This is a genomic window from Wolbachia endosymbiont (group A) of Bombylius major, assembly GCF_947251895.1.
GTDB lineage: Bacteria > Pseudomonadota > Alphaproteobacteria > Rickettsiales > Anaplasmataceae > Wolbachia > Wolbachia pipientis.
Genome location: NZ_OX366395.1, coordinates 884,295 through 901,880, shown reverse-complemented (window position 1 = coordinate 901,880; position 17,586 = coordinate 884,295). Strand labels below are relative to the sequence as shown.

The following is a 17,586-nucleotide window of genomic DNA, read 5'->3' as shown; positions in this document are numbered from 1 at the left end:
GAATGTTCAAAAAAGTGTGTCAAAGCGCATTTTTAGTTCAACTCAATTTTCAATCTATCTGGAAAGAAAATATCAAGTTGAGACATAGTTAAAGCCCAATTAGGCAGAGCCATAGTCCATTTTTGCTCTACCTTCTTTATAGCACAATATACCTGTTTATACAAGGCATTTGTGCTGGTAAATGAGCCCTTGGTTTTAGTGAATTTTCTGATCTGTCTGTGCAGCCCCTCAATTGGATTTGTGGTGTAAATTAGCCTTCTAACTGGGCTAGAATACTTGAAATAACCAGATAAATTTTCCCAATTGTTCTGCCACGATTTTATAACTAAAGGATACTTTTCTCCCCATTTTTCTTCCAGCTCAAGTAAGTAATTTTCAGCAATTTCTTTACTTGTAGCACGATATATTTTTTTCAAATCATTCATGAAAACTTTCACATCTTTGCTGGATACATATTTTAGTGAATTTCTTATCTGATGCACTATACATAGCTGTACTTCTGCTTTAGGAAACGCACTATTTATAGCTGCAGGAAAGCTTTTTAGCCCATCTACACATGCAATCAGAATATCTTCTACTCCTCTTTCTTTGAGGTCATTTAGCACTCCCAACCAAAAGTTAGCTCCTTCACTTTCAGCCAAATAAAAGCCCAGGACTTCTTTTCTGCCATTTTGGTCTATGCCCAATATATTGTACATACATTTACTTACGCAATGTCCATCCTCTTTGACCTTAAAGAACATCCCATCCATAAATACTATCGGGTATACTGATTGCAGTGGACGACTACGCCATTCATTGATTATAGGCAGTAATTTGTCGGTAATACTTGATATCTCTGCCGCCGATATTTTGTGATCATAAATTTCCTCAACGTGTGACGCTATATCTCTATAGCTCATACCACTGGCAAATGTGCTCAAAATCTTCGTTTCAAGCTCTGGATGTAAGCTTGTTTGCCTTTTTTTGACTATTTGCGGCTCAAAACTTCCTTCTCTATCCCTTGGCGTCAAAAGTTCAAATGAACCGGCACTTGTCCGTAAAGTCTTTCCATTTCTCCCATTTCTTCGATTATTCTCTTCACTTTCAGCTAATAAGTGGTTTTCTATTTCACCTTCCAAACTTGCTTCCAGCAGCTTTTTTATAAATGGTGTTAATGCTCCCTCCCTTCCTGTCAACGGTCTTCCTTCTCGTATAGACGACAGGATATTTGTTTCCAACTCTTTATAATCTACCAATCCGTTAGTTCTGTTTACTACTTTCTGACTCATTGTCACACCTCCATTTTTTTATATCAATTTATTACTTTTTTTTCGGTTTGACACACTTTTTTGAACATTCCCTTAAAGATACTGGTAGGCTCCTTAAATATTTTAGAGTTCATGGTTGCAACGGTTGCTATTTTACAGTGCACCTCATCGTAAAAACTACGTGCCGTTGCATCATGTGTTTCAAGAACGTTGGTAAAATGTTCAAGTTGATCTCGATTCAATACCTGATCTATTCTAGTTAGTTGGTCATTGTTGCTTTTAAAATTAGTTAGATCACATAACATAGCACGTTCTTCAGTTTCAGCAGGCAAGTATTTAAAGTGACCAAAGATATTTTGCCTAATTTTCTCTAGCATATTTACCTGTATACTTACAAAGCTACCTAATACCGCACACTAATTTCTCTCTTTATCTTATATAAATTAATTAAGTAAAGCGAATACAGTATCCACACTACTAAAAAAAATGTGGCACAAAACATAAACATTACAATGAGTGGCAACAGCAAAGAACCTTCTATTGCTACTCCACCTCTTCTCAAAATGCTTGCAGGCTGATGGAGAGTAGACCATAAATTTACGGAAAATTTTACTATAGGAATATTTATAGCACTAAAAATGGCAAATACTGCTGCTGATTTTTCTGCCCTCGCTTCATTATCAAAAGCGCTCCACAATGAAAGGTAGCCAACATATAGGAAAAATAAAATCAGCATTGAAGTAAGCCTTGCATCCCATACCCACCAAGTGCCCCAGGTTCCTTTTCCCCAGATACTACCTGTGATTAAGCATATTGCAGAAAAGACTTTTCCTGCAGGAGCAGCAGCATGTGCCAAGACACTAGCAATGCTATTGTTCCACACCAATGAAATGAAACTGAGTGATGCAATTAATCCATATATTCCAAGAGCAAGCCATGCAGAAGGCACATGAATGTACATGATTCGTACAATTTCTCCTTGTTTATAATCTTCTGGAGAGAAGAATAACGCCAAAGACATTCCAATTAAAAAACATGCGAAACAAATAACCCCAAGCCAAGGTAGAGCTTTCTTAGAAAAATAAGAGAAATTTGTAGGCTTTAATAAAAACATTCGTTTTGAGAATAATTGTGTTAAGAATTTACCAATTAGTTTGAGTTTTATCAACAGGATAGTTTTTCTATATTTACGTAGGTCAACAAATTAGCATAATTTCAGTAGCAGATTGCTAGCCATTATTTTTAGTATAACACTATATAAAACATGACCATTAAAAAGCTTAATCTACACTTAGTATCAGATTCAAGTGGTGAAACTGTTATATCAGTTGCAAAATCAGCTCTGAAACACTTTCGTTCTATAGAAACGATCGAATATGTTTGGTCTTTTGTGAAAAAAGAGGAGCAGATTGACAAAATTCTTGAGGAAATTAATAGGAAAAGTGATGAGCATAATTTTGTTATATGCACTATTACTGATGATGAGCTAAGAAAATATTTAAAAGATAACTGTATAAAGTTGAAAATTCCCTATAGAGCAATATTATCACATATTATTAGAGAAATTTCGTCCTATCTTGAAATTGAAAAAGACGAAAAGCTTGACTTGCATACTGAGATAAATAACGAATATTTTCAGCGCATTGAGGCAATAAACTACACTATTAATCATGATGATGGACAAAATATTCAAGATATTGATAAAGCAGATATAATTTTGGTTGGAGTTTCACGTACATCAAAATCTCCCACCAGTACGTATTTAGCTTACCGAGGCTATAAAGTTGCAAATATTCCTTTTGTTAGTGGAGTACCCTTTTATGTTGACTTGGCAAAATTAAAAAATAAACTAACGATAGGGGTAACAATAGACGTAAGTAGGCTAATAGAAATACGCAAAAATAGACTTACTTCAATTAACAACGAAGATAACAATATATATGCTAACCCTGAGAAAGTAGAAAAGGAAATTAAAGAAGCAGAGGAACTATTTAAGCAGAATAACTGGCCAATTATTGATGTCACGCAAAAGTCAATCGAAGAAGTATCAGCAACAATTATACAGTATTTTAATAAAATGTTATCAATTGACTAACTCTTGATAAGTGATTATAATGTAAAGTAATTTAATTCTTACTATAGATATGAAAGTCAAAGGGTCGCTAAAATCTCATCGTAACAGAGATAAAAATTGTAAAGTTGTGAAAAGGGGTGGTAAGATTTACATTATAAATAAGGTAAAGCCAAGGTGTAAAGCGCGTCAAGGTTCTTAGCTTTTTGTTCACCTTTTCATGTTATATATTTTTTATATGTGAAAGTACGGTGCTTATATCTAAAAAGAAGCAAAAGTTACTGTGTTTAAGCGCAGCCTTACTCATTTCTTCCCTTACATTATATTTCAGCATTAGCACAATTACAGGTAAACGTGGCTTATTGACGTTAATCGATTTAAAAAAAGAAATCGAGTACAATAAACTTTTGCTAAAGGATGTCTCTTCTGAAAAGGAAAAGTTGGACAACAAAGTATTTGGCTTATATGAAAAAAGCTTAGATTTAGATCTGCTTGATGAGCAAGCAAAAAATGCTTTAGGTTATGTGAACCCTAATGAACTTATGGTTGTTCTTGACGTGGAATAGCAGTAGAGATCTCCCTACGTCATACCGCCGCGGCGCTAATACGTAGCGGGATGACGGTTTTTCAAATTGTCGGTAAATCTAAGTCAGTTTAGCTATGTAAAAGACAAGATTTAATCTGACAGAGAAGAATTAACTGACAGAAGAATTGACGTAGTCAAAACTAATATCAGGCTGTTGTTTAATGCTACTAATATTTTTCTGAAAAGCAATATGTTTACTGTCAAAAAACGTTTGCATAGGTGTTTTGCCATAGCAGTATTTGCCTGAGTGAGGCCTTGTCTCATTGTAAGAACGCAACCAATGATCAACATCGATCTGTAGATCCTCCAAAGAATAGTAGATTTTCTTTCTAAAGATAATATTGTAACACTCATCTTGCATAGTTCTATGGAATCTTTCACATATGCCATTAGTTTGTGGAGAGTTGGCTTTGGTTCTAGAATGATCGATATTTTCGATTCCTAAATATAGCTGATAAGCGTGATTTTCGGGCTTGCCACAATACTCCGTACCCCTATCAGTTAGAATGCGTAATAATGGAATTCTCTGCTCATCAAAAAATGGGATAACTCTATCGTTAAGAAGATCTGCAGCTGTAATAGCTGTTCTGTCCGTGTAAAGTTTAACCATTGCAACTCTGGAATAAGTATCAACAAAAGTTTGCTGATAAATGCGCCCTATGCCTTTGATATTGCCCACATAATAGGTATCTTGAGAACCCAAATAACCTGGATGTTGCGTCTCAATTTCACCATGAGCTTCCCTTTGTTCTTTCACTTTTTCTAAAGCTGCAAGTTGTTCTTCAGTTAAAATGATTCCGTCTTGAGCTACTTTTGCCTCCAGTGCTTTAAGTCTCTTTTTCAAAGTTTCAAGGTCATTTCTTAGCCATACAGATCTTACTCCTCCTTGGGAAATTATTATACCTCTTTTTCTCAGCTCATTTGCAGCTCTTTCTTGTCCATATGCAGGAAATTCTGTAGCTATGCCAATTATTGCTCTTTCTATATCTTCCGAAACTCTGTTTGCTAATAGCGGTTTTTTCTTACTTATTTCATGTAATGCTTCTTCTCCCCCATTTTCATATAACTCCTTGAATCGATAAAATGTATCTCTTGAGTATCCCATCACTTTGCACGCTTGAGACACATTTCCTAATTGTTTTGCTAGCTCTAGTAATCCTAGTTTTGGTTTTAGTATTTTTGTTTGTATTGTACTCATTTCTAACACTCCTTATTTTTATTATTCTTAACTTACTTTTTTAAAGTGTCATATCAAGTCCTGTTTAATACACCTTCTTTACATTTTATATGGCCTTCATGTGATAAATTTTCCGAACCTAATTTCTAAAAACGCTGTCCTTTTTTGCTTGTTATCTCTAGCAGGGATTTCAACTTCTACTTTTCCAGCGCAAGGGAGACCTTGGATAAATGACCATAATTTTTGCTTGTTCCTGGTATGCATGAATTTTTTATTTACATTTCTGTTGTGGCGAGCTCTTACTAAAATTGCTGAGTTAAGATTATGTGCAAGTTCAAAAAAATCATGCATATCTGCTTCTCTGTCACATACAGTTATAGCTTCGGTTTGGGCCAGATCTATAATATTATTTGTTTTCTTAAAACTTTCTAGCCATTTCATACTTTCTTTATCCTCAATATGAACGTTGTTACGATGGCTCTTTAGTCTTTTTTCTTCTTCAGAAATGAGTTGCCTCGAGTAAATCTTTTGATCCAGTATTCCCAGCTTCCGTACTAACAGCAAGGGCTGTATGCATTACTGCTCCTTTTCCAGCAATAGTTCCCAATCCGCTTATGGCTTGAGTATGAAATATAAGTTGTATCTTGAATCACAAGAATTCTTTTATGAGCTTTTGTTCTTTCAACTGTTTTATCAATGTGTGAAGCTAGAATATCGACTTCTTTTACGTTCTCATTTTGAAAAAAACGATATGCTGCTTTTGCTTCTGACCAACTTCCGCATGCCTCATTAATTGAGCTTTCAGGTAAACTTATCAAACTGTCAGCAATATTTACTAATCGGTCAGTTAATCTTTTATCTCCAAGTACAGCATCTCCAAATTCATTTTTAGCCCATTCATTACTCTCGTTTGCCATTTTTATACCCTCAATATTTGCAAACTCTAATATTCTAATACTTGATTTATAAGTACATTTATATTTGTGGGTAATAGTAAGATATCAAATAGTGAACATAGAGTTGCATCAAAATGTAAGGAAATGTATGAGAAAATAGAGCAAGAAGTAAGTACAAGTAAGGTTCTGCATGTTGACGAAACCAGTCACTATAATAAAGGTAAACTCGGTTGGTGTTGGATGTTTGCTAGCAATGAAGCTAGTTTTATAAAATTAACGGACTCAAGAGGAATGAAAGTTTTAAAAAATAGTGCGTTTTGCAATCGTAATAGTTTGGTAGTAACTGACAGGTATGCAGCATACAATTACTTTGCTGATAAAAACAGGCAAATCTGTTGGGCGCATTTATCAAGAGATTTTGAAAGATTAGCGCATAGTTGGAATATTGAAGTTAAAGTTCTCGGCTGTTACTTAAGAAATGTAGCTACTGAATTATTTGCACTAAAAAAGGCTTTGCTAAAAAATGAAATAGATGTTTTTAGATTTGCCAGACGTGCCAGAAAATTGCGAAAACGTACATGGTATTACTTAAAGGAGATATTCCACTTACCTGAAGCAATTGGAGCTTCTCGAGTTGCAAAAAATATTTTGAAATCTGAAAGAATGATGTGGAAATTTTTAGATGACCCAGAAAATATTCCGCTGACAAATAACCACGCTGAACGGCAAATTCGGCATTATGTCGTTTATCGCAAAAATTCATATTTTACCCAATCGAAGCGGGGAAATGCATTCCTTGAACGGATAATTTCGTTATACTTGACATGGAAACAAAGGGCCTTTTCACAATCTCCTATCTATCGTTTCTTAAACCACTCTGCTGAACGGATACAAAGGATCTTATGTCTTAAACCTTATCACCAGGCTTAACAAATAGGTGGCCCAATACTATTAACTTTATGGGTTTACCTTCGTTATTTGCTACTATCCAAACCCCATCGCTCTCATGATCAACAATTTCTATTGGTGCAAATACTACATAATTATTATCATCAACAATCTTTATTCCAAGAGCACCTTCGTCACTTAAGCTCAGGGCTGAAGAAGGAACTTTATATGCAAATCTTTCGCCTGAAGGTAGCCTTACGTTGGCAGTTAGTCCCTGGAAGGATATCATTTTATTATTAGTTACCTTTACTTCTACCCTATAAGACCCAGTTTTAGGTTCAGCAATTTTACTAATAAAACTTACTTCACCTGCTAATTCTTTTCCGTCCAGCAAATTAATTTGAGCTGTACTGCCTAGCTCTATTTTATTTACTTCATTTTCCGAAACGTATAACACCACAAGAATTTGATTGAAATCAACCACGTCAGCTATTTTTTGCCCAACATTAACAAAATCCCCTTCATTTGCATTGATTTTATCAACATAACCATCTATAGGAGATTTGACTGCAGTGTTTTCTAAATCCAATTCTAGCCTTTTTAGGTCAGCTTTTGCACTTTGTAACGCAGTAAAAGCTGCTTCTACTTTTATTTGTGCTCCATAGCCTTCTTTATTCAGTTTGTGAGAGGAATCATACTCAATTTCACGCTGCTTTAATAAAGCTTTAGCTTTCTGAGCTTGCTCAATCCTGTCATAATTTTCTATCTTTAACACTACATCATCTCTTTTTACCTTTTCACCATCAGGTAAATAAATAGCAATAATCTTACCACTTATTTTTGAGACAAGGCTAGCTCTATGTAAGGGATTTACTGTACCAGAAAAATTTAAATATATAGTGCGGTTTTGCGGCGCACATTCTTGAGTTTTTACTGAAAAGCTACTAGTTGCATTATCACTATGAACCGCCTGATCTTTTTTTAAAAATGCACTGCTGATAAAAAACAGTAGAATAAAAGCAATACTGGAAATGATGATTACTTTATTTCTCATCTTTAAACAATAGAATTTGTTAACTAATTTTGTTAGAAACAACTGCATAAATTTTCGAATCAGAAATGTAAGTATAATACATGTACCATTGTCACTCCATAAATAGTTTTATATGAGAACAAACACAAGATTTTCCTATAATAAGTAAGTTTTTTATTGCTAAAATGCAGTTTTTAATCGAATAAAAATGTAAAATTGCAAACAAAGTTGTGCATAAGACTGGATTTAAAAAAATCTCGAAAAACATACTAAAACTTTTAAATAATAACTTTATATCTAGTGGCTTTGCCTTCTCCAAGACGCTGTAAGTATTTCATCCCTAGCAGTTTCTTTGTAATTGCCTCTACTGTTCTTGGAGGAAATCCTAGAGCTTCTATAGCATCTTTTCTACTAAATTCTTTATCTGCAAGGCTAAGTGCCCACTCCCAGAAGAATAATTGTTTTCTTGATAATAAATATTCAGTATTCTCCCTCTCAAGAACATAATGCGCCTCATTTGCTTGCGTTTTGAGCACATTAAGAAAAAATATTAACCATGGGGAAATATCTTCTTTGCCACTTTTCCAGCTACTTTGTGTTTTATTAAGCGCTAAATAGTAATTAAGTTTGTTAGTTTCAATTATCTTTTCATGTGATACAATAGATACAAAATCATAACCCTGCTGCAACAGCATTAAATTAGTCATCAATCTACTAGTTCTGCCATTCCCATCTTGAAAAGGGTGTATTGCCAAATACTCAAAAACAAAGTTAGCAACAATAATAAGAGGATGCTTAAATTTATTATTTAAGGACCAGTGATACCAATCAATAAGCTCTTGTACTTCCTTTCTAACAAGGTAAGGTGGTGTGGGATCAAAAATTATACCAACAACTTTTCCATTCTGATCTTTTGCCTCAACTCTATTAGAACTTGCTTTGTATTTTCCTCTATGATACAAATCTTTTTCACTATAAAGTAGCATCTGGTTGTTAATGTGCAATATTGATGACTCACTAATTGGAATATCCGTATAATCATGAAATATTAGTGTAAGCATTTCTAAGTAGCCAGCAATTTCTTGCTCATCTCTATTTTTAAATTTTTTGACACGTAGGTTTTTATATAGATCCTCAACTTCTTTATCGGTTAGACGATTTCCTTCAATACGGTTAGAAGCGCCAGAAGATGTAACAATAACTGAATGAGTTAATCTTTCAATTGTTTGTGGTAGTAGTTTTTTCGTTATCTGCCAGCTATTTTTAACACTATCAACTGCAGTAATTAACTCGTACACTTGCTCAATTACAGACCCTTCTAGGTTGAGACGTGTACTAAGACGAAAATTCTTCCAGTTCATATTCTTCTCACATGCATATTATGTGAGATAATGTGAGATAATGTGATAAAAGTCAATAGTAAGCTTTATATGCACAGCAGAGCTAACTACAAAAATTATACATTTTCAAGTGATCCTAACCATATCAAAAACTACAGGGCAAAGCTGTTGGAGGAAGGCTTAATTAGTTAAAAATTTCAATCTTATGTAAAATATTGTCTTATTTTGTAATTTTCTTGTTGACTAACGAGACGATATCTACTTTTCAATAAACTCCATTTGCATTTCTTGTATACTACTTTCTATTTGCTCTATTTGTTCTATTAACCTTTCTTCTAAGTCAAGATTACCGCTCAGCCTCGCTTCGGTTCTTTCTTTTCGTAATGCATTTAATTCTTTTAGTAACACTATATTATTCCACACAATTTCTGCAGATTTTCTCTCGTTCAGTTGGCTATTTAGTACACTAGTTTTTTCAAATACATACTTTATAACGTTAGACTGCTTCAATTCTTGCTCTTTATCGAGTTTGCTTTTGTTACTTATTACATCAATTATACGCTGTTGTAATCTTTTCATCTCATTAGTAAATTCAAAATGAGAAAATTGCTCAAAAAATATAGGACGGTTCAAGATTTCAGGAAATTCTACGGCTATACGCAAAATTACGGCCTGATTTTGCTCTGCTTCAATTAGCTCTGGAGATTTGTTATGAAGATACTCACCTTTTGTTGCTCCAGTTTTACTATTAAAAATCTGTTTTTTGAAGCTACTTCTTAGTTCACTAGCCTTATTGTAAAAATAATCTCTGTAATACCTTCTAATACTGCTGTTGCTAATAGTATTTACATATTCCATGAACTTGTGCTCAAGAATTGAATATTTTTCCGGAGCAAGTTTTTCATAATTTTGCAAATTGCTATCGATTATGTGATGCCATAAATATTCAGAATGCAGTTTTGTTGAATGGTCAAGAGCAGTCAATACGTCTTCTTTCTTGTATTCCAGTTCGTTACATATATCGTATGGATCTTTATTACTCGGCAAAGTCACAAACTTTAACGTGTATCCAGGCTCTAATATTGGCAGAGCAAGTTCTGCAACTCGAGTAGCAGCATGACGTCCAGCACTATCGCCATCCATACAGATGGAGATTTCTTTAGCAAATCTCCATAGATTTTTTATCTGTTCTGCAGAAATTGCGGTACCAAGCGGAGCAACTGCATTACTAATTCCTGCTTGATGTAGCGCTATAGCGTCCATATATCCTTCAACAACGAGTATGTGCTGTTTTTTACGTATTTCGCTTAAAGCAAAGTTTAATCCGTATAAATTCTCCCTCTTCTTGAAGAGCTGACTCTCTGGACTGTTTAAATATTTCGGCTGTTGCTCAGAACTTAGCGCACGTCCGCCAAAACCAATAACTCTCCCTGCAATGCTCTGTATAGGAAATATCAGCCGGTCATAAAAATAATCACGAAAATTTTTGTTTACTAATCCAATATCAATTAAAATTTTGTCTTCAATACCTGAAGAGTTTAAATACTCTTTCAAACCAGAGCTTGGTGCATAACCTATCTTAAATTTATCTATGATTTTAGGTAAAATCTTACGCTGCTTTAAATAATCTACAACACCTTGATTTTTTTGTGCAAACCAATTTGCAGCTAAATCAAGCGCTAAAAATAGTTTATTGTCCTCTTTTGTAATACTAAGACTTTTGGGCAGTTCAACACCTGTAACCGATGCTAATCTTTCCAATGCTTCTTTAAAGCTTAATCCTTCAGTTTGTGAAATAAATTCAAATACGTCACCACTAGCTAAGCAACCAAAACAGTAATACAATCCTTTAGTATTACTTACCGAAAAAGATGGGGTTTTTTCGTTATGAAATGGACAGAGCCCAACAAAACTATCTCCTCTTTTTATTAATCTGACTTTTTTACCTACTATGTCGGATAATAATAATTTTGATTTTATAATATCTATATGATCCATCTTGTTAAATTAGTAGCAGGATAAAAATTATATAGAATTTATACACATCTGACTCGAAATTTATTTCAAGGCTTGCAAAAAATCAGGACAGCTTGACAAAGAACCCAAAATAAATTACTCAAGAATCATGAATATAATTAAAGAAGGTTGATTTAAAGTAGGTACAGTAAATAGTTTTCTTGGATAGCTACTTAGATGACAAAAGAAGGGCATTTGAGAATGGAGAGGAACTATAGCTCCATAAGGTGTCATGCCAGTGCTTGACACTGGCATCCAGGAATTTTGATTGGACACTGAGCTGGTGAGCATAAAAGTAGCTCTTTTATGCTAAAATGAACGTCTTTGACGAGATTGCATGGATCCCAGTGTCTGGGCACTGGGATGACACCCTTCCTTGGTGGACTCAAATCGCAACGTTCGTACAGTTGTGTACTTGACACTGTAATCTATTCAATTTATTAAATCTTATCTGCTTTAATTATATCATTTAATTAGTATAAAATTAATTATTTATATGTCAGATATAGTATCAATTGCCTCAGATCATGCTGGTTATGAATTAAAATCAGAAATAAAACCTTACCTGGAAGCCCTAGGTTACAGAGTAGTAGATCAAGGCTGCACTGCTAAGCAAAAGTGTGTAGATTACCCAAACTATGCTGTTAAAGTTGTAGAAGATATAACAAGCAAAAAAGCAAATTATGGGATATTAATTTGTGGTACAGGTTTGGGCATGAGTACTGTGGCAAATCGTTTTGAAGGAATCTACGCTGCTTTATGTAACAGTGTTGAGATCGCAAAATTAGCTCGCGAGCATGGCAACGCAAATGTACTGTGTCTTGGTGCAGGGTTTACTGCGAGTGGATTAGCAAAAGACATAGTCAAACAATTCCTCGAAACAGAATTTTCAAAAGAAAGCAGACATAAAAAACGCCTTGATAAACTCAGTAATATAACCTCTAAGAAAAAAAAAACAAAAACTTATAACGAAGATGAAATATCAAAATTCGCTAAAATGGCAGGCCAGTGGTGGGATGAGAACGGCAAATTCAAACCATTGCACATGATGAATCCTGTTAGAGTATCTTACATTATTGAGAAAATAAAAGAGTTAAAAAAATGCAATTTGAAAGAATTATCATTGCTTGATGTTGGATGCGGTGGTGGCATTTTGTCAGAGTCAATGGCACGCGTTGGCATTAACGTTGTGGGAATAGATGTATGTGAAGAAAACATAAAAGTAGCGCATTCACATGCAAAAAAAGTAGGGTTAAATATAGAATATATACACACCAGCATTGAAGAGCTAAGCAATGACAAGAAGTACGACGTGGTTCTGTTGATGGAAGTAGTTGAACATGTGGATAATTTAGAGCTTTTCATGAAAAAAGCGATAGAACTGCTAAAACCGGAGGGGTTAATCTTTATATCCACAATAAATAGAACTATTAAATCCTTTTGTCTTGCAATAATTGGTGCAGAGTACATATTAAATTGGCTGCCAAAAGGTACACATAACTGGAATAAATTTCTCAAGCCGTCAGAAATTGCAAATCACTTAAGAGAAAATAATGTAACGCTGCAAAACATGGCTGGCATGGAGTACAACGTAATAAAGCGTGAGTGGAATCTAACTAAAGGAGTAGATGTTAATTATATACTTTGTGGTTTGATGAGTGGTTAGATTTAACTCTATAAAAGCACCATTTTCACTACCAATACTCTGAAGGATCTAGACCAGGTTTCTTACAGTTGCCCTTACTAGTGATCACCCAGCCATTAGGACAACATCCTTGAATCCCGTTTCTCCTAGGGCCACAACGATCACGACCTATGTATTCATATCCAGGAGCAGCAACACACTTTCCATTATTCAATGTTTGTCTCTCATCAAGACAACAAACTTCTTTTTCTGTTACCTTTGTTACAATTTGAGGAGCACCAAAAAACACAGCAACAAACATACCCAGTGCGAAAAGTGCAGGCCAAGGCATTCTGCCAAATATTGCAAGTAAGCTTGAACCAATTATTACCACTGTAATCATTGGTCCACCTATTCCATGAACGTAACCTATTACATTACACATTACATCTGTTGCTCCATCAGCGTGTGCATCAAATGCATAGAAAACTATAAATAGAATTACAAGAAAATTTCTCATTGTTCTTTCAATAATCATGCCTGATTGTTTCTTATTTTAATAAAATTTCAGTAAATAGCTTTTTTCAAAAATTATGCTTAACCCAATCAATATTTATTTATTACTGCCTTTTTAATACTATAATTAACTCAGTTGATTTTTATCAAAATGCTAAACCATGGAACAATTCGAGAACTTTTACATCACCACGCCAGTATATTACGTAAACGATAAGCCGCATATTGGTCATGCATACACTTCTCTCTTGTGTGACGTGGTGGCAAGGTTCATGAAACTAGCTGGGAAAAATGTCAAATTTACCACCGGTACAGATGAACATGGACAAAAAATAGAAAAAGCAGCTAAAGCAAAGGAAATGCAGCCAAAAGAATTTACAGATGAAGTGAGCGTTTCATTTAAAGAATTGGCTAAGTTCATGAATTTTGAGTATGACGATTTTATTCGCACTACGGAGGAACGTCACAAAAAAGCAGTGATAGCTTTATGGAATAGACTTGAAGAGAGAGGACAAATATATTTGGATTCCTATTCGGGTTGGTATTCAGTTCGTGATGAAGCATTTTATCAGGAGTCAGAGCTGATAGATGGCAAAGCACCAACAGGTGCTGAGGTCCAGTGGATAAAAGAAGAGAGTTACTTTTTTCGCTTATCAAACTGGCAAGAAAAATTACTGGAACTCTATAAAAATCAGCCAAGTTTTATCTTTCCTGAGAGCAGAAGAAATGAAGTGATATCGTTTGTAAGATCAGGGCTCATTGACCTCTCAATCTCTCGCACTAGTTTTAACTGGGGAATAAAAGTACCAGGTAATGACAAACACGTAATCTATGTCTGGATAGATGCATTAACCAATTATCTTACATCAATAGGTTTCCCTAGTACTGAAGGTGAGGAATATAAGAGGTTTTGGGCAGAACCAGAAACACAGATTCCAGTGTCAAGCACTGGAATGACACCAAACCAAGGGAAAACGCAGATTCCAGTGTCAAGCGCTGCAAACCTAGCTGACAACTCTTTCAACGTTCATGTAATCGGTAAAGACATATTGCGCTTTCATGCTGTATATTGGCCAGCGATTCTCCTTGCAGCAGACCTGCCACTGCCAAAACAAATTGCAGTTCATGGTTGGTGGTTGAACGAGGGAGAGAAAATATCCAAGTCCCTTGGTAATGTCATAGATCCAATTGGCCTCGCTCAAGAGTTTGGTGTTGATCAGCTACGCTATTTTCTCCTCAGGGAAGCAAGCTTCGGCCAAGATGGCAACTTTAGTAAGAAAAATATGATCAGCCGGATAAATTCAGAACTGGCAAACAACATAGGCAATTTAGTACAAAGAACAATTTCATTTTTACACAAGCAATGTTCTGGAATTGTACCAACAATCGATCAAAGCCTACTTAAAGGTGAAGAAAGTCTTCCAGGTTGCAAAGATATACTCGATCAAGTGATGAATCACCTATCAAAGTATGAATTTAACCATATCATACTTCTAATCATCAACATCTCTTCTGAAGCAAATGCCTACATAGACAAAAGTGCACCCTGGACACTAAGCAAAACTGACAGAGAGCGCATGAATTTAGTAATTTACAAGTTACTGGAATATATCAGGATAATAGGCATTTTATTGCAGCCAATTGTCCCGAAGTCAGCGGAGATGATACTAAATCAACTGCAAATTCCGAAAGAACAACGAGATTTAAAATCTTTGTGCGACGCGTGCGTAAGTTCAGGCATAACATTGCCTAAACCTACGCCGGTTTTTTTGAGGGTTGATGCTAAAGAGGAGAAATAGTGTAAAAACTATTTCTCCTGGATGGGATTATCTTTAGTTAACGACGGTGCACACCGCTGTCTACATATTCAAGTTAGGTGGCAAGTGCCTTAGTTACTTTAGCAAAATATGGTTTAGTAACATCAGCACCTATCACTACTACTTCAGTCATTGCCGACTTAGCCTTTCCTAGGCTCCATGCAAACCAGCCTTGACCATTTTCTTCTTTAGTTGGCTGACTTTCTGGGCTAGAAATCTCAGTACCTTTTTCATCACCAGATTCTGCATCATAAAATACATCCTGATCCTCAGAAAGACTCATTAAATACCTTTTAACGCGAATTCTGGATTAAGGAAGGAAGAAAGAATAGGAAATAGAAGGCTTTTTGGATTTGATGGAATAGGAAATGAGAGTAGAAAAGATATGAACCAAAAAATTAACAGGGGATCTATGGCGAGTGTGTTCAATTTCTAGTCTATTTTTTAGGTAACCAAAAACAGTCTCAATGATAGACCTTTTTCTCAGTAAAATCTTCTCATTTAGCGAAATCAATGTATTTTTCATACCTTTTTTCACGTTGGTAACAAGTTTCAAACCTCGGTCAAACAGCTTCTGAAAAAGCTCTTTTGCAATATAACCTTTGTCACCAAACAAAAGGCCGATTAATTTTTCCGTCAGATTTGGCACAGGTATCCTATCATCAACATTGCCTTTTGTGAGCGTAAGTGCATAAATTTCACCATTTTCATTGATTACCATATGTAATTTGAAACCAAAAAACCAGCCGTAAGTGCTCTTGCTTAATTTTGCAATTCCAGCAAAAACTTTGTTTTTGGATATTCTTTTTGCATGACAAACTGCAATGGGAGTTGTGTCTATATATGAAATTCCAGTGTTTTCTGACTGTCCACAAAGCCAATGCAACAACATTGCTAAATGCCACAAAACCCTAGGCTTTAGAGCAACAAACCTGGTATATGAAGGTAACTTTGGAAACTCTGATTTGTAGAGCAACGTTAGGTAATGTAGATAGAAAGTTTTGAAATTTTTACACGGAGATTGTTGATATAGCAGGATTATTGTCATGATTTCGGAGTGCTCAATTTCCGTTGTTCTTGTGGGTTTTTTACCATTTGGCAGTAGTTTATCTGCAAAATTTTTCTCTATATCTCTGCAAAAATCATCGACCAAACAAAACAGTTTTGTTATATCTTCCATGGGTAACCTCATCTATTTTTTTATAACTGCTGAGTTTACCCTGTTTTCTTGCCTTTTCTATTCTCCTTTAATCCAGAATTCACGTTTTTAGCAGCATCAATACTTAAATGATCAGGTTGCTTAGGAACGTCGTTATCAATATTTAAATAATCCAAACTATTAGCTCGTTGCTTTTGCTCACTGGAAGAAACTGCAAGATCTAAGTAATCCAAACGAGTTAGTTCTCGCATGCTAAGTTCAGACCCATCTTCTGCATAACGCTTAAACTGTTCTGCCAGACTAGAAACCTTAGTACCATAAATCCTACTGTACAAGCTGCTTCCAACGCTGTTAAGTGCTCCTTTTGTATACTCAACTAATGTACCATAAACATTTTTTAATTTATTTCCAGCACTATTAAATTTCCCTTTTACATACTCAACTGATGTGCCATAAGCATTTTTCGCACTACCTACGACATTTTTTAAGTCATTTGCAACATCACTACGGCGCTGCTTAATAGTACTATGAACGCGCCCACTACTGTAGGCTTCTGCTACATATGCAAATGCTTCTTGAGATGCTTCTTTGATATTCTTTATTGCTTGCGGAACAAAAGTTTTCTTGTGTTTAAATTTTTCTATTTCTTCTTTTGGATTATTAATCTCCTCATTTTTTTTATTAATTTCAATTTTCTGCTTAGAAATTTCTTCCTCTTTAGCTTTTACTTCCACTTCTTTTTTTAGTCAGCTGGTCATTTTGCCCAGAAATTGTTTGTTCTTGAGCTTGTATCTTAGCTTCTAACTCAGAAATGGTTTGCTTTTGATCCTGTACTACAGCTTCTTTCTCAGAAATTATTTTATTTTTAGCTTCTACTTTACTTTTTTCATCAGCAAGCTGAGCTTCCTTCTCAGAAATTGTTTTGTTCTTACTAATTGCTTTATACGAAAGTGCAACAGTTACAACAGAAAACACAGCATAACCAATAATAAATGGCAAGCCAACACTTAATGCTGCAACTGGAGCTAAGAAACCAATATAAGGAGCTGCAGCAAACACTCCAGATGCTAATAAAGTGAAAGTAGCCAGAGTTCCAGCTATATAATAGGGTACATTGTTTTTATTCATCATCTCACGTATTATAAAATATAATACCATTATAAAAGGATTTTTAAGAAGTTGTCAAGCTATCTTTACATAAAAAAAATAATTG

17 protein-coding genes and 2 pseudogenes are annotated in these 17,586 nt (G+C 34.9%); 6 read left to right on the top strand and 13 right to left on the bottom strand.

Features of this window, described 5'->3' with window-relative positions; all coding sequences use genetic code 11:
* Positions 1–32 precede the first annotated feature (32 nt).
* From OPR49_RS04255 to ccmC, 3 genes are read right to left on the bottom strand one after another with little or no spacing between them, the layout of a single operon-like run.
* Positions 33–1,271, bottom strand: a complete 1,239-nt coding sequence (locus OPR49_RS04255) for an IS256 family transposase (RefSeq protein ID WP_265026724.1) — start codon at positions 1,269–1,271, stop codon at positions 33–35.
* A 23-nt stretch (positions 1,272–1,294) separates the two neighbouring features.
* Complete coding sequence (locus OPR49_RS04250) at positions 1,295–1,627, bottom strand: hypothetical protein (protein WP_265026754.1); 333 nt, start codon at positions 1,625–1,627, stop codon at positions 1,295–1,297.
* A gap of 26 nt (positions 1,628–1,653) precedes the next feature.
* Positions 1,654–2,364 (bottom strand): heme ABC transporter permease CcmC, encoded by a 711-nt coding sequence (gene ccmC, locus OPR49_RS04245; RefSeq protein WP_265026753.1) that lies wholly within the window; start codon positions 2,362–2,364, stop codon positions 1,654–1,656.
* A gap of 150 nt (positions 2,365–2,514) precedes the next feature.
* On the opposite strand from ccmC, the gene OPR49_RS04240 reads away from it, so the two are divergent.
* The 3 genes from OPR49_RS04240 to OPR49_RS04230 are packed head-to-tail and all read left to right on the top strand — an operon-like array spanning position 2,515 to position 3,887.
* Entirely contained in the window at positions 2,515–3,345 is an 831-nt protein-coding gene (locus OPR49_RS04240; RefSeq protein WP_065095172.1) for a pyruvate, water dikinase regulatory protein, read from the top strand.
* Positions 3,346–3,394: 49 nt separating this feature from the next.
* A complete protein-coding gene (gene ykgO / locus OPR49_RS04235) occupies positions 3,395–3,523 on the top strand; it encodes a type B 50S ribosomal protein L36 (protein ID WP_006279631.1) in 129 nt (42 codons plus the stop codon).
* 49 nt (positions 3,524–3,572) lie between these two features.
* Positions 3,573–3,887 carry an FtsB family cell division protein gene (locus OPR49_RS04230; protein WP_010962526.1) on the top strand — a complete coding sequence of 105 codons (315 nt, stop codon included), beginning with the start codon at positions 3,573–3,575 and terminating at the stop codon, positions 3,885–3,887.
* 129 nt (positions 3,888–4,016) lie between these two features.
* Here the strand turns inward: OPR49_RS04230 and OPR49_RS04225 are convergent, their stop codons facing one another.
* Together OPR49_RS04225 and OPR49_RS04220 are read right to left on the bottom strand one after the other, a co-directional pair.
* Positions 4,017–5,105: an IS481 family transposase gene (locus OPR49_RS04225; protein ID WP_265027486.1), complete on the bottom strand. Its 1,089-nt coding sequence runs from the start codon at positions 5,103–5,105 to the stop codon at positions 4,017–4,019.
* Positions 5,106–5,207: 102 nt separating this feature from the next.
* Positions 5,208–6,001, bottom strand: a pseudogene (locus tag OPR49_RS04220) (IS4 family transposase); the annotation flags it as partial.
* Positions 6,002–6,082: 81 nt separating this feature from the next.
* On the opposite strand from OPR49_RS04220, the pseudogene tnpC reads away from it, so the two are divergent.
* Positions 6,083–6,851: pseudogene (gene tnpC, locus OPR49_RS04215) on the top strand (IS66 family transposase); the annotation flags it as partial.
* A gap of 36 nt (positions 6,852–6,887) precedes the next feature.
* Here tnpC and OPR49_RS04210 read toward each other — a convergent pair.
* From OPR49_RS04210 to dnaG, 3 genes are all read right to left on the bottom strand, one after another.
* Entirely contained in the window at positions 6,888–7,970 is a 1,083-nt protein-coding gene (locus OPR49_RS04210; protein WP_265026752.1) for an efflux RND transporter periplasmic adaptor subunit, read from the bottom strand.
* A 209-nt stretch (positions 7,971–8,179) separates the two neighbouring features.
* Positions 8,180–9,262: a Fic family protein gene (locus tag OPR49_RS04205; RefSeq protein ID WP_265026751.1), complete on the bottom strand. Its 1,083-nt coding sequence runs from the start codon at positions 9,260–9,262 to the stop codon at positions 8,180–8,182.
* A 237-nt stretch (positions 9,263–9,499) separates the two neighbouring features.
* Complete coding sequence (dnaG, locus tag OPR49_RS04200) at positions 9,500–11,239, bottom strand: DNA primase (protein ID WP_265026750.1); 1,740 nt, start codon at positions 11,237–11,239, stop codon at positions 9,500–9,502.
* 514 nt (positions 11,240–11,753) lie between these two features.
* Between dnaG and ubiG the strand changes: the two genes are divergently transcribed.
* Positions 11,754–12,923 carry a bifunctional 2-polyprenyl-6-hydroxyphenol methylase/3-demethylubiquinol 3-O-methyltransferase UbiG gene (gene ubiG / locus OPR49_RS04195; protein WP_265026749.1) on the top strand — a complete coding sequence of 390 codons (1,170 nt, stop codon included), beginning with the start codon at positions 11,754–11,756 and terminating at the stop codon, positions 12,921–12,923.
* A gap of 28 nt (positions 12,924–12,951) precedes the next feature.
* Here ubiG and OPR49_RS07605 read toward each other — a convergent pair whose 3' ends face one another.
* Entirely contained in the window at positions 12,952–13,401 is a 450-nt protein-coding gene (locus tag OPR49_RS07605) for a TrbC/VirB2 family protein (RefSeq protein WP_265026748.1), read from the bottom strand.
* Between the two features lie 157 nt (positions 13,402–13,558).
* Between OPR49_RS07605 and metG the strand changes: the two genes are divergently transcribed.
* On the top strand, positions 13,559–15,196 hold the full coding sequence (gene metG, locus OPR49_RS04185) for a methionine--tRNA ligase (RefSeq protein ID WP_265026747.1): 1,638 nt from the start codon (positions 13,559–13,561) through the stop codon (positions 15,194–15,196).
* A 73-nt stretch (positions 15,197–15,269) separates the two neighbouring features.
* On the opposite strand, the gene OPR49_RS04180 is transcribed toward metG, so the two are convergent.
* Genes OPR49_RS04180 through OPR49_RS04165 form a run of 4 tightly spaced genes read right to left on the bottom strand, consistent with a single transcriptional unit; the run spans position 15,270 to position 17,504 of the window.
* Positions 15,270–15,497 (bottom strand): hypothetical protein, encoded by a 228-nt coding sequence (locus OPR49_RS04180; RefSeq protein WP_265026746.1) that lies wholly within the window; start codon positions 15,495–15,497, stop codon positions 15,270–15,272.
* Positions 15,498–15,524: 27 nt separating this feature from the next.
* Positions 15,525–16,394 carry an IS982 family transposase gene (locus OPR49_RS04175; RefSeq protein ID WP_458694421.1) on the bottom strand — a complete coding sequence of 290 codons (870 nt, stop codon included), beginning with the start codon at positions 16,392–16,394 and terminating at the stop codon, positions 15,525–15,527.
* A 35-nt stretch (positions 16,395–16,429) separates the two neighbouring features.
* On the bottom strand, positions 16,430–17,107 hold the full coding sequence (locus OPR49_RS04170; protein ID WP_265026744.1) for a hypothetical protein: 678 nt from the start codon (positions 17,105–17,107) through the stop codon (positions 16,430–16,432).
* On the bottom strand, positions 17,091–17,504 hold the full coding sequence (locus tag OPR49_RS04165) for a hypothetical protein (RefSeq protein WP_265026743.1): 414 nt from the start codon (positions 17,502–17,504) through the stop codon (positions 17,091–17,093). Before OPR49_RS04165 ends, OPR49_RS04170 begins: the two co-directional genes overlap by 17 nt.
* Positions 17,505–17,586: the final 82 nt, after the last annotated feature.

Coding starts and splice junctions, on each gene's coding strand:
- OPR49_RS04255 (WP_265026724.1), bottom strand. CDS start 1,271: ATGAGTCAGAAAGTAGTAAACAGAACTAACGGATTGGTAGATTATAAA.
- OPR49_RS04250 (WP_265026754.1), bottom strand. CDS start 1,627: ATGCTAGAGAAAATTAGGCAAAATATCTTTGGTCACTTTAAATACTTG.
- ccmC (WP_265026753.1), bottom strand. CDS start 2,364: ATGTTTTTATTAAAGCCTACAAATTTCTCTTATTTTTCTAAGAAAGCT.
- OPR49_RS04240 (WP_065095172.1), top strand. CDS start 2,515: ATGACCATTAAAAAGCTTAATCTACACTTAGTATCAGATTCAAGTGGT.
- ykgO (WP_006279631.1), top strand. CDS start 3,395: ATGAAAGTCAAAGGGTCGCTAAAATCTCATCGTAACAGAGATAAAAAT.
- OPR49_RS04225 (WP_265027486.1), bottom strand. CDS start 5,105: ATGAGTACAATACAAACAAAAATACTAAAACCAAAACTAGGATTACTA.
- OPR49_RS04210 (WP_265026752.1), bottom strand. CDS start 7,970: ATGCAGTTGTTTCTAACAAAATTAGTTAACAAATTCTATTGTTTAAAG.
- OPR49_RS04205 (WP_265026751.1), bottom strand. CDS start 9,262: ATGAACTGGAAGAATTTTCGTCTTAGTACACGTCTCAACCTAGAAGGG.
- dnaG (WP_265026750.1), bottom strand. CDS start 11,239: ATGGATCATATAGATATTATAAAATCAAAATTATTATTATCCGACATA.
- ubiG (WP_265026749.1), top strand. CDS start 11,754: ATGTCAGATATAGTATCAATTGCCTCAGATCATGCTGGTTATGAATTA.
- OPR49_RS07605 (WP_265026748.1), bottom strand. CDS start 13,401: ATGAGAAATTTTCTTGTAATTCTATTTATAGTTTTCTATGCATTTGAT.
- metG (WP_265026747.1), top strand. CDS start 13,559: ATGGAACAATTCGAGAACTTTTACATCACCACGCCAGTATATTACGTA.
- OPR49_RS04180 (WP_265026746.1), bottom strand. CDS start 15,497: ATGAGTCTTTCTGAGGATCAGGATGTATTTTATGATGCAGAATCTGGT.
- OPR49_RS04175 (WP_458694421.1), bottom strand. CDS start 16,394: ATGGAAGATATAACAAAACTGTTTTGTTTGGTCGATGATTTTTGCAGA.
- OPR49_RS04165 (WP_265026743.1), bottom strand. CDS start 17,504: ATGATGAATAAAAACAATGTACCCTATTATATAGCTGGAACTCTGGCT.